General features: G+C 74.8%; 10 protein-coding genes. 4 read left to right on the top strand and 6 right to left on the bottom strand.

Annotation, left to right across the window (positions count from 1 at the left end):
• Window positions 1-688: 688 nt before the first annotated feature.
• Window positions 689-1,396, bottom strand: coding sequence for a uracil-DNA glycosylase (locus A2U95_RS16395; protein ID WP_166023242.1), 708 nt, complete (start codon window positions 1,394-1,396; stop codon window positions 689-691).
• Window positions 1,397-1,436: 40 nt separating this feature from the next.
• Window positions 1,437-2,969, bottom strand: coding sequence for a YfcC family protein (locus A2U95_RS16390; RefSeq protein ID WP_166023240.1), 1,533 nt, complete (start codon window positions 2,967-2,969; stop codon window positions 1,437-1,439).
• A gap of 41 nt (window positions 2,970-3,010) precedes the next feature.
• Between A2U95_RS16390 and A2U95_RS16385 the strand changes: the two genes are divergently transcribed.
• Window positions 3,011-3,514: an RNA-binding S4 domain-containing protein gene (locus tag A2U95_RS16385; RefSeq protein ID WP_420857026.1), complete on the top strand. Its 504-nt coding sequence runs from the start codon at window positions 3,011-3,013 to the stop codon at window positions 3,512-3,514.
• A 240-nt stretch (window positions 3,515-3,754) separates the two neighbouring features.
• Window positions 3,755-4,012: a DUF6343 family protein gene (locus tag A2U95_RS16380; RefSeq protein WP_166023236.1), complete on the top strand. Its 258-nt coding sequence runs from the start codon at window positions 3,755-3,757 to the stop codon at window positions 4,010-4,012.
• Window positions 4,013-4,025: 13 nt separating this feature from the next.
• On the opposite strand, the gene A2U95_RS16375 is transcribed toward A2U95_RS16380, so the two are convergent.
• From A2U95_RS16375 to rpsA, 4 genes are all read right to left on the bottom strand, one after another.
• Window positions 4,026-4,424: a tetratricopeptide repeat protein gene (locus tag A2U95_RS16375; RefSeq protein ID WP_166023234.1), complete on the bottom strand. Its 399-nt coding sequence runs from the start codon at window positions 4,422-4,424 to the stop codon at window positions 4,026-4,028.
• Window positions 4,425-4,472: 48 nt separating this feature from the next.
• A complete protein-coding gene (gene coaE, locus A2U95_RS16370; RefSeq protein WP_166023232.1) occupies window positions 4,473-5,078 on the bottom strand; it encodes a dephospho-CoA kinase in 606 nt (201 codons plus the stop codon).
• 66 nt (window positions 5,079-5,144) lie between these two features.
• On the bottom strand, window positions 5,145-6,086 hold the full coding sequence (locus A2U95_RS16365) for a PAC2 family protein (protein WP_166023230.1): 942 nt from the start codon (window positions 6,084-6,086) through the stop codon (window positions 5,145-5,147).
• A 302-nt stretch (window positions 6,087-6,388) separates the two neighbouring features.
• Window positions 6,389-7,879, bottom strand: coding sequence for a 30S ribosomal protein S1 (rpsA, locus tag A2U95_RS16360; protein WP_151772746.1), 1,491 nt, complete (start codon window positions 7,877-7,879; stop codon window positions 6,389-6,391).
• A gap of 325 nt (window positions 7,880-8,204) precedes the next feature.
• On the opposite strand from rpsA, the gene A2U95_RS16355 reads away from it, so the two are divergent.
• Both A2U95_RS16355 and A2U95_RS16350 read left to right on the top strand, forming a co-directional pair.
• Window positions 8,205-9,140 (top strand): class I SAM-dependent methyltransferase, encoded by a 936-nt coding sequence (locus A2U95_RS16355; RefSeq protein WP_166025286.1) that lies wholly within the window; start codon window positions 8,205-8,207, stop codon window positions 9,138-9,140.
• A gap of 40 nt (window positions 9,141-9,180) precedes the next feature.
• On the top strand, window positions 9,181-11,253 hold the full coding sequence (locus A2U95_RS16350; protein ID WP_166025284.1) for an ATP-dependent RNA helicase: 2,073 nt from the start codon (window positions 9,181-9,183) through the stop codon (window positions 11,251-11,253).
• The last annotated feature ends 31 nt before the right edge of the window (window positions 11,254-11,284 follow it).

Below are 11,284 nucleotides of genomic sequence, written 5' to 3'. Positions count from 1 at the left end.
ACCCCGGCGGACGGCCGGCCCGCGGCCAGTGCCGCCGCCAGCAGCGGCCCGGCGGCGCAGGCGCCCCGGACCACGGCCCCCCACGGGACGGGCTCGCGCCGCGTGCGCAGCGCGTGCTCCAGCCAGGGCGGCAGCGGGGTGCGGGGGCGGACGGTCACGGGGACTCCCGTCGGGTGCGGTGGACGTCTTCGGGCGTCGTCGGCCGGGCGGGACGAACTCACCGTACCGAGCGTCGGAGAACCGGCGCGAACAGCGGTGTTGCGAGTGCGTGACGGGTGGATCGGGGTGCGGCGGGGGGCCGCGCCGCACCATGACCTGCGTGCCCCGCACCGTGCGGGGCCCCCAGCACCGGAGGTCGCGTGATCGAGCGCGTCGTGACCGCCCCGGGCCTCCTGCCTCCGCCCTCCTGCTCCCACGCCTGCGTGGTGGAGGCCCGGACCGGGCTCGCCTTCCTCGCCGGAACGGTGCCGCTGGACGGACGGGAACCTCGTCGGGGAGGGCGAACCCGACGTCCGGTACGTCCGGCGCCCCTGACGGACGTGCGCCCTCGTGCCTCCGCCGGGCGCACAGCCGCGGACTCCGCCGGGACCGGTGCGGCCGCCGCGGACCCGGCGGATCCGCGGACCCGGCACACCCGTGGGCCCGGCGCGTCCGTGGACCCGGCACGTCCGCCGCGGGTCCGTTGCGGTCAGAGTCCGGCGGCCGTGGCCGCGGCGGCCAGGACCTCGCGCAGCATCTCCGGCGTGAGCCTGCCCGTGAAGACGTTCCGCTGGCTGACGTGGAAACAGCCGAGCACCTCCAGCGGCGCCGCCCCCGGGACGGCGGGCTCCAGCCGCACCCGGGCTCCGTGGCCGAACGCCGGCCGCGGGCGCGGCACCGTCCACCCCGCCGCCGAGAGGGCCGGCAGCGCCGCCTGCCAGCCGAAGGCGCCGAGTACCACCACCGAGCGCAGGGTGGGCCGCAGCAGGGTCAGCTCCTGGACCAGCCAGGTCCGGCAGGTGTCCCGCTCCAGCGGGGTGGGACGGTTCGCCGGGGGCGCGCAGTGCACCGGCGCCGTCACCCGGACCCCGTACAGCTCCAGCCCGTCGCCCCGGTGGGTCGAGGCCGGCTGCGAGGCCAGGCCCACCCGGTGCAGCGCGGCGTACAGCACGTCCCCGGACCGGTCCCCGGTGAACATCCGCCCGGTGCGGTTGCCGCCGTGCGCGGCGGGGGCCAGCCCGATCACCGCGACCCGTGCGTCCGGCGGCCCGAACCCGGGCACCGGCCGCCCCCAGTACTCCCAGTCGGCGAACGACGCCCGCTTGACCCGGGCCACCTCCTCCCGCCAGGCGACCAGCCGCGGGCAGGCCCGGCACGCGCAGACACGCCGGTCGAGGGCTGCGAGGTCGTCGTCCATACCGTCCCAGCGTAGGGGAGGCGGGCGGCCGGACCACCGGTCAGGTGAAGGCCGCGCCCAGCGCCAGGAAGAGGCAGACCAGCAGGAACAGCAGTCCGAGCAGCGGCAGCACGAACCGGACGTACCGGTTGTAGCCCACCTTGGCCAGCGCGCAGCCGCCCATGATCACCGCACTCGTCGGCACCCAGAGGTTCATGAGCCCGCTGGACGCCTGCCAGGCGGTGACCGCCACCGCCCGGGAGACGCCCGCGAAGTCGGCCAGCGGCGCGATGATCGGCATGGCGAGGGTGGCGTGCCCGGAGGTCGAGGGGATCAGGAACGCCAGCGGCAGGTTCACCACGAACACCAGGATCGCGAAGATCCCCGACGAGGTGCCCTCCACCACCCCTTCGACGCCGTGCAGCACGGTGTCGGTGATCCGCGAGTTGTTCATGATCACGGTGACCCCTCGGGCCAGCACCACCACCAGCGCGGGCGCGACGAAGTCCGCCGCGCCCCGCACCACCGTCTCGCTGACCCGCTGCTCGCCCATCCGCGCGACGACGCCCACCAGCACCGCCGCGACCAGGAACATCGCCGCGAGCTGCGGGAAGTACCAGCCCAGCTCGAACCCGTACGGCTCGGCGTCGGCGTCGCCGGTGAGCGCGGCGGACCAGGGGACCACCGCGAAGATCATGAAGGTGAAGACCAGCACCATGACGGCCAGCACCGCCCGCTCCGTGCCGCCCAGCGGCGGCACCTCGCGCCGCGACTGGGCGGCCAGTTCCCGGTCCCCGGGCAGGAAGCCGGAGAGCGAGCGTTCCGGGTTCCGCCGCACCCGGCGGGCGTAGAGCAGCACGTACCCGACGGTCACCGAGGTCAGCGCCAGCCACATCACGAAGCGCAGCACGATGCCGTCGCCCAGCGAGATCCCGGCGGCCGAGGACGCCACCCCGGTCGCGAACGGGTTGACCGTCGAGGTCAGCACGCCGATGCCCGCGCCGAGGACGGTCACCCCGAGCGCGGTCATCCTGTCGTGGCCCAGCGCGAGCATCAGCGGCACCACCAGGCCGTAGAAGCCCAGCGTCTCCTCGGCGAACCCGGAGACCGTGCCCAGCACCGCGAAGACCAGCATGATCACCGCGATCAGCAGCGAACCGCGGTTCCGCAGCCGGTGGGCCAGCCGTTCGATGCCGTGGTTGAGGGCGCCGGTCGCGAACACCATGGTGATGAACGCGCCGATCGCCAGGACGTAGAGGAAGACGCCGGCCGCGCCGTACAGCTCGCCCGCCAGGTCGGGGCCGACCACCCCGTTCTCGTCCCGGATGCCGTAGAGGCCGTTGACCGGCGCGAGGAAGAGGTCCTCCAGCCGGTCGAGGAAGCTCAGCCCGGAATCGACGCGGTGGTAGGTGCCCTGTACCGGCGCACCGTCCTCGTCCCGGTCGTAGACGCCGGAGGGGATGAGGAAGGCCAGCAGCCAGACCGCCAGGGTGACGAGCACCAGCACGGTCGGCGCGCTGGGGAAGACGAACCGCCGGCGCCCCGGCTGCCCGTCCCCGGTCTCGTCCCGGGTCGGCGGTACGGCACTGCTCATGGACGGGCTGCTCCCCTCCGGCGTCGCTGGCGTCACCCAGCCTGGGACCGCCGCGCCGCGGGCGCACGCCAGGGTGGGCCGATCGGCCGTCCCGCCCGGGCCCCGCGGGCCGGGCCGTGCGCAGTAGAGTCGACGGCATGAGTGAGAGCGTTCGGGTGGACGTCTGGATCTGGTCGGTGCGCCTGGTCAAGACCCGCTCGCTGGCGGCCGCCGCCTGCCGCGGCGGGCACGTCCGGGTGAACGGGGAGCGGGTCAAGCCCGCCCACGCGCTGAAGACCGGCGACGAGGTCCGCGTCCGGCAGGAGGGCCGGGAACGGGTCGTCGTGGTCAAGCAATTGATCCGCAAGCGGGTCGGCGCTCCCGTGGCCGTCGAGTGCTACGTGGACAACAGCCCGCCGCCTCCGCCGCGCGAGGCGGTCGCCCCGGCCGGGATCCGCGACCGCGGGGCGGGCCGGCCCACCAAGCGGGACCGGCGCGAGATGGAGCGGCTGCGCGGGCTGGAGGCCTCCCGCCGGGCCGCGTCGGCCGCCGGACCGCAGGGCTGACCCGCCTCCCGCCTCCCGGGCCCGGCCCGCCGCGCGGGGCCGCGGGGGAGGGTCCGGGCCACCGTGCCGGGGCGTGTCCGGACGGCGGCGCGGCAGGGGCGTCCGGACCGCGGCACGACAGGACGTGTCCCGGCCGCGGCGTGACAGGGGCGTCCGGGTGCGGGCCCGGCGGGACGTCCGGTGGGGCGCCCGTCACCGGGCCGCCGGTGGTGGCCCGTTCGTCAGGGAGAGTGAGGCAGGATGCGTCGTTCCGGAGACGAACCGAGGCATGCGCGCAGCGCCCTGCGCCTGCGGCTGTGGCTGAGCCTGTGGGGCGTGGCCGCCTCGGTGTTCGGCATCACGGTCTTCGTCTTCACCGGGCACCCGGGCTGGGCGCTGATCTGCGGAGCCGCGCTGCTGGTCGTCCTGGTCGACCTGGTGGTGGTCGTCCGCCACCTGCGGCAGGGACCGCACTACCAGCCGGGCCCGGACGTCCCCCCGTACCACTACCCGGAATGACGCCCCCGCGGGGTCATTCCGGCGCGTCCGCCGGCGGGTCGAAGCGCGCGGCGCGCACGAAGTCCGGCCGGGGGTCCAGCGCGGCGGCCAGCCGGAAGTGCCGGCGGGCCTGGTCGTGCTTGCCCTGCCGCTCGTAGGTGCGGCCCAGGGCGAAGTGCGCGTAGGCGTTGTCCGGCTCGCGCTCCAGCACGACGGCGAACTCCAGCTCGGCGGGCCTGAGCTGCGCGGCGGCGAAGAACGCGCGGGCCCGCAGCAGGCGTGCCGCCGTGTTCTCCGGATGGGCGTCGATCACCGCGTCGAGCAGTTTCACGGCACCCCGGGGGTCCCGTGCGGCCAGCAGCTGCTCGGCGGCGCGGAAGTCGATGACGTGCGTCTCGGGGGTCCTCCCGGACGCTCCACCAGTGTCGGGCACGTCTGGTTCCTTCCCTCCGTGGGCGGCTTCGACTCGTGCGACGGACCGCTATCGCGCCGGCCGGGCCCGCCGGGTCAGCTCCCGCCACACCTCGGCGACCCGCCGCTCCAGCTCCGGCAGCGGCACGTCGTTCTCGATGACGATGTCCGCGATCTCCAGCCGCTGCTCCCGGGTGGCCTGCGCGGACATGCGGGCCCGGGCGTCCTCCTCGCTCATCCCGCGCAGCCCGGTCAGCCGGTCGAGCTGGGTGGCGGGGGCGGCGTCGACCACCACGACCAGGTCGTAGAGCGGCGCCAGCCCGTTCTCGGTCAGCAGCGGCACGTCGTGGACCACCACGGCGTCGGCCGGGGCGGCCGCCTCCAGGGCGCGGGAGCGTTCCCCGACCAGCGGGTGCACGATCGAGTTGAGGACGGCCCGCTTCCCGGGGTCGGCGAAGACGATCGCGCCGAGCCTCGGCCGGTCCAGGCTGCCGTCGGCGGCCAGCACCTCGGGGCCGAAGGCCTCCACCACGGCGGCGAGTCCCGGCGTGCCCGGCTCGACGACCTCCCGCGCGATGCGGTCCGCGTCGATCAGCACCGCCCCGTGCTCCACGAGCAGCCGGGACACCTCGCTCTTGCCGGCGCCGATTCCGCCGGTCAGCCCCACAGTCAGCATGACCGCAGCCTAGTGCGCGGCTCCGGCCGCGCGAACAGGGGCCGGGGGCGGGCGGACGCCCGGCGGTCAGCCCTCGCCGCCCTCCCGCTCGGCCAGGAACCGCTCGAACTCGCGCCCGAGTTCCTCCGCGGACGGCAGGTCGGCCGGGTCGGCGAGCAGGTTGCCGCGGGTCTCGGCGCCGGCCGCCGCGTCGTACTGGTGCTCCAGGCCCTGGACCAGGGCGACCAGTTCCTCGTCCCCTTCCCGGACCTGCCGCTCGATCTCGGTCTGGGTGCGCTGGGCCTCGGTGCGCAGCGCGTGCGCGACGGCGGGGAGCACCAGGCCGGTGGCGGAGGTGACCGCCTCCACGACGGTGAGCGCGGCGTCCGGGTAGCGCGAGCGGGCGACGTAGTGCGGGACGTGCGCGGCGACGCCGAGGGTGTCGTGCCCCGCCTGGGTCAGCCGGTACTCGACGAGGGCCTCGGCGCTGCCCGGCACCTGTGCCTCCCCGATGGGGCTGCGCGGCGCGGGCACCAGGTCGGCACGGCTGCCGTGGGGGGTCACGCCCACCGGGCGGGTGTGCGGGACGCCCATCGGGATGCCGTGGAAGTTGACGCTGAGCCGGACCCGCAGGCGCTCCACGATCTCCCGCACGGCGGCGGCGAACCGTTCCCACTCGACGTCCGGCTCGGGACCGGACAGCAGCAGGAAGGGCGCTCCGGTGGCGTCCTGGAGGATCCGGAGCTCCAGCGCGGGCTCCTCGTAGCCCGACCAGTGGTCCCGGTCGAAGGTCAGCAGGGGGCGGCGCGCCCGGTAGTCCACGAGCCGGTCGTGGTCGAACCGGGCGACGAGCTGGTGGGGCAGTGTGTCGAGGAGGCGGTCGACGATCAGGTCTCCGGTGTCGCCCGCGTCGATGTACCCGTCGAAGTGGTAGAGCATGACCAGGCCGGCCGACTCCTGGGCGAGCGCCATCTCGGCGACGGCCAGGCCGTTCGGCTCCCATGCGTACAAACCCTGCGGATCAAGCACTGTGGGGTCCTCCTGTCTTTCCTCGATCACAGAACGTGTCCGGGGGCGCGGGCATTCCCGCACCGCCGGAGTGAGGACGGCCGGCAGGAGCCGGAGGCGGCGGGCCCCGCTCCCGGCCGGGCGGCGGAACCCCGTGCCGTCCGCGTCGGCGGGCGCTCCGCCGTCCCCCGGCTGGGGGCTCCCTGGTGCCGGCGGGATGCCCCGGGCAGCGGAAAGGCCCCGCCCGCTCCCTCTCGGGTGCGGACGGGGCCTTCCGTCAGGCTCGCGTCAGCTCATTGCCGAACCGGACGCGCGGAACGCGTTCAGCTCTGGCCGCCGGCCAGCTTCTCGCGCAGCGCGGCCAGCGCCTCGTCCGAAGCCAGCGCACCGGAGGTGTCGCCGCCCTCGGAGGAGTACGAACCGCCACCGGTCGCGGCCGGAGCGGCGTCGCCACCCTCGGCAGCGGCCTGCTCGTCGGCCTCGCGGGACTTGATGACCTGGGCCTGGTGCTGCTCGAAGCGGGTCTGCGCCTCGGCGTACTGGCGCTCCCACTCCTCGCGCTGCTTCTCGTAGCCCTCGAGCCAGTCGTTGGTCTCGGGGTCGAAGCCCTCGGGGTAGATGTAGTTGCCCTGGTCGTCGTAGGACGCGGCCATGCCGTACAGGGTCGGGTCGAACTCGACCGCCGACGGGTCGGCGCCGAAGGCCTCGTTGGCCTGCTTCAGCGAGAGGCTGATGCGGCGGCGCTCGAGGTCGATGTCGATGACCTTGACGAAGATCTCGTCGTTGACCTGGACGACCTGCTCCGGGATCTCCACGTGGCGCTCGGCCAGCTCGGAGATGTGGACCAGACCCTCGATGCCCTCGTCGACGCGGACGAACGCACCGAACGGAACCAGCTTGGTGACCTTACCCGGAACGACCTGGCCGATCTGGTGGGTACGGGCGAACTGCTGCCACGGGTCCTCCTGCGTCGCCTTCAGCGACAGGGAGACACGCTCGCGGTCCATGTCGACGTCGAGGACCTCGACGGTGACCTCCTGGCCGACCTCGACAACCTCGGAGGGGTGGTCGATGTGCTTCCAGGAGAGCTCGGAGACGTGGACCAGACCGTCGACGCCACCCAGGTCCACGAAGGCACCGAAGTTGACGATCGAGGAGACCACGCCGGAGCGGACCTGCCCCTTCTGGAGGGTGGTGAGGAAGGTCTGGCGGACCTCGGACTGGGTCTGCTCGAGCCAGGCACGGCGGGACAGGACCACGTTGTTGCGGTTCTTGTCCAGCTCGATGATCTTGGCCTCGAGCTCCTTGCCCACGTAGGGCTGGAGGTCGCGGACACGGCGCATCTCGACCAGGGAGGCCGGGAGGAAGCCGCGGAGACCGATGTCGAGGATGAGACCACCCTTGACGACCTCGATGACGGTACCGGTGACGATCCCGTCCTCTTCCTTGATCTTCTCGATGGTGCCCCAGGCACGCTCGTACTGGGCGCGCTTCTTCGAGAGGATCAGGCGGCCTTCCTTGTCCTCCTTCTGAAGGACGAGGGCCTCGATCTCGTCGCCGACCTTGACGACCTCGTTGGGGTCGACGTCGTGCTTGATCGAGAGCTCGCGGCTCGGGATGACACCTTCGGTCTTGTAACCGATGTCGAGCAGGACCTCGTCCCGGTCGACCTTCACGATGACGCCGTCGACGATGTCGCCGTCGTTGAAGTACTTGATCGTCTCGTCGATCGCGGCGAGGAAGGCTTCCTCGTTACCGATGTCGTTGACCGCTACCTGCGGCGTGGTGGCGGTGGTCTCGGTGCTGCTCGTCATGTGGGAAAGGGCTCCGGTACGGACATTGAAGTCGTAGGTACTGCTTACGCCGGGAGCCCGTTTCGCTCTGCAGAAGCCGGACAGCCAAGGAAGCGCCGCTTTTTCCAGCAGCGCCTCGACAACCGAGGGGACATACAACAGATGCGAGCGCGACCTGCTACGTCTGAGGTGCGCAGGCCCGCAGCGCAACTTGTAGCATACGGGGGCAGCCGGGCAGGGTCAATGCGCGAAGCGCGCACCACGGCCGAAATGCCACAATCCCGGCAGAAATTTCGTCGTGCGAGGTGGCCGCCGCGATTCGCGCGGCACCCGTCGGCAGGCGTCCGTGGAGGACTTCTGCACCCGGCGCGGACGTCGCGCGAACGGTTCGAAGATTAGCGGTGAGGAGCCGGTCATCCAAGAGTCCAGCGGTTTTCAGGCGGCCACGGATCCGGCCGGAACGGCCGCGGGGGCCGGCGTCCACGGGGCGGACGAGGCGGAGGCCACCCGCCGTGAGACCTCGGCGGCGGAGAGCTCCCGGGCCAGCCGGGGCTGGTGGGACCGCAACGCCGACGAGTACCAGACGGAGCACGGCGCCTTCCTCGGCGACGACCGCTTCGTCTGGGGCCCCGAGGGGCTGGACGAGGAGGACGCCCGCCTGCTCGGCCCGGCCGGGACGCTGGCGGGGCGGGACGTCCTGGAGATCGGCGCCGGCGCCGCCCAGTGCTCCCGCTGGCTCGCGGCCCAGGGCGCCAGGCCGGTCGCCCTGGACCTCTCCCACCGCCAGCTCCAGCACGCGCTGCGGATCGGCTCCGCGTTCCCCCTGGTCGAGGCGGACGCCTCGGTCCTGCCGTTCGCCGACGGCTCCTTCGACCTGGCCTGCTCCGCCTACGGGGCGATCCCCTTCGTCGCCGACCCCGGGCAGGTGCTGCGGGAGGTGCACCGGGTGCTGCGGCCCGGCGGGCGGTTCGTCTTCTCGGTGACCCACCCCGTCCGGTGGGCCTTCCCCGACGAGCCCGGCCCCGAGGGACTGAGCGTGACCGCCTCCTACTTCGACCGCACCCCGTACGTCGAGCAGGACGAGCGGGGGCGCGCCGTCTACGTGGAGCACCACCGGACGGTCGGCGACCGGGTGCGCGACGTGGTCGGCGCCGGGTTCCGGCTGACCGACCTGGTGGAGCCGGAGTGGCCGGTGTGGAACGACGCCGAGTGGGGCGGCTGGTCGCCGCTGCGGGGCGGGCTCATCCCGGGCACGGCGGTCTTCGTCTGCGACCGGGACTGACCCCGGACCGTCACGGAACCCCTGGGAGACTGGGCGGGTGATGCGTGACGCCGCCCTGGAGCTCCCGGTCCGTTCCGCCCTGCCACCGCTGGAGGAGGCGCTGGACGGCCACGGCGCGGCCGTCCTGTGCGCACCGCCCGGCACCGGCAAGACCACGCTGGTCCCCCTCGCCCTCGCCGGGCTGACCGGCCCCGCGGGCGGCCCGGACCGGGGCAGGGTGATCGTCGCCGAACCGCGCCGCATCGCCGCCCGGGCCGCCGCCCGCCGCATGGCCTGGCTGCTCGGCGAGAGCGTCGGCGGGACGGTGGGGTACCGGGTCCGCGGCGACCGCGCGGTCTCCTCCCGCACCCGCGTCGAGGTCGTGACGACCGGTGTCCTGCTGCAGCGCCTCCAGCGCGACCAGGAGCTCGCGGGCGTGGGCACGGTCGTCCTCGACGAGTGCCACGAGCGCCATCTGGACGCCGACACCGCCGCCGCGTTCCTGCTGGACGTGCGCGAGACCCTCCGCCCCGACCTGCGGCTGGTCGCCGCCTCCGCCACCACCGACGCCGGGGGCTGGGCGAGGCTGCTGGGCGGCGCCCCCGTGGTGGAGGCGCACGGCACGGCCCATCCGGTGGAGACGGTGTGGGCTCCCCCGCCGCGTCCGGTGCGCCCGCCGCACGGCACGCGCGTCGATCCGGCGCTGCTGGCCCACGTGGCCTCGGTCGTCCGCCGCGCCCTGGCGGAACGGGACGGCGACGTCCTGTGCTTCCTGCCCGGGGTCGGCGAGATCGCCCGGGTCGCCGGGGCCCTCGACGGCCTTCGGGCGCTCGGGGTGGACGTCCTCCAGGTCCACGGCCGCGCCCCCGCCGCCGTGCAGGACGCGGTGCTGTCCCCCGGTGGGCGCCGCCGGGTCGTGCTCGCCACCTCGGTGGCGGAGTCCTCGCTGACCGTCCCGGGCGTCCGCGTGGTGGTGGACTCCGGACTGGCCCGCGACCTCGCGGCCGCCTGGCGGAGCGCGCGGGGCGGCGGGGGGCGGGCCGCGGCGGAGTCCGGGGGAGGCTACGCGGCCCGCTGGCGCGCGGAGGCCCGCCGGCTGCGCTCCCTGGCCGGCGACGCCGCCGGGGAAGCCGGGCCGGTCCGGCTGCGCACCGACGACCAGGTGGCCGGTGCGGTGGCGGCGCTGGCCTTCCCGGAGCGGGTCGGCCGGGTGGAGGGCGGTTCCTGCCTGATGGCCGGCGGCACCCGCGCGGAGGTTCCGGAGGGCTCGCCGCTGCGCGCCGCCTCCTGGCTGGCGGTGGCGGTGGCCGACCGGCCGGTGGGCCAGGGGCACGCCCGGATCCGGCTGGCCGCGGTGGTCGACGAGGAGGTCGCCCGCCGCGCGGCGGCGCCGTTGCTCGCGGAGGGCGAGGAGGTCCGCTGGGCGGACGGCGACGTGGTGGCCCGCCGGGTGGAACGGCTGGGCGCGGTGGAGCTGACGGTCCGGCCGCTGCGGGACGCGGAGCCCGCGCGGATCCGCGCGGCGCTGCTGGACGGCCTGCGGAGGGAGGGGCTGGGGCTGCTGCGCTGGTCCCGGGACGCCGAGGTCCTCCGGCAGCGGCTGGCGTTCCTGCGCGGGCGGCTGGGCGATCCCTGGCCCGACGTGTCCGACGAGGCGCTGCTGGCACGGGCGCGGGAGTGGCTGGAGCCGGAGCTCGGGCGGGCCCGGCGCCGGGCGGACCTGGGCCGGATCGACGCCGGGCAGGGACTGGTGCGCCTGCTGCCGTGGGCGTCCGGCGAGGGTGCGCGGCTGGACGAACTGGCGCCGGAGCGTCTGGAGGTGCCGTCCGGCTCGCGGATCAGGGTCGACTACGCCGATCCCGAGCGGCCGGTGCTGGCGGTGAAGCTCCAGGAGATGTTCGGGTCGGCCGGGTCGCCCTCGGTGGCGGGGGTGCCGGTGGTGGTGCACCTGCTGTCACCGGCCGGGCGTCCCGTCGCGGTCACCGCCGACCTCGCCTCGTTCTGGCGGGAGGGCTACCGGGGCGTGCGGGCGGAGCTGCGGGGGCGGTACCCCCGGCACCCGTGGCCCGAGGACCCGGCGACGGCCGTGCCCACCCGGCACACCAACGCCCGGCTGCGGCGCGAGGGCGGCTGACGGGCGGTCAGGCGGCCGGACCGGCCGGGCG

Origin of the sequence: Streptomyces chilikensis, assembly GCF_001642695.1 — a bacterium.
GTDB classification, from domain to species: Bacteria; Actinomycetota; Actinomycetes; order Streptomycetales; family Streptomycetaceae; genus Streptomyces; species Streptomyces chilikensis.
The sequence above is the reverse complement of the archived record's forward strand: the minus strand, read 5'-3'. Positions and strand labels throughout refer to the sequence as shown.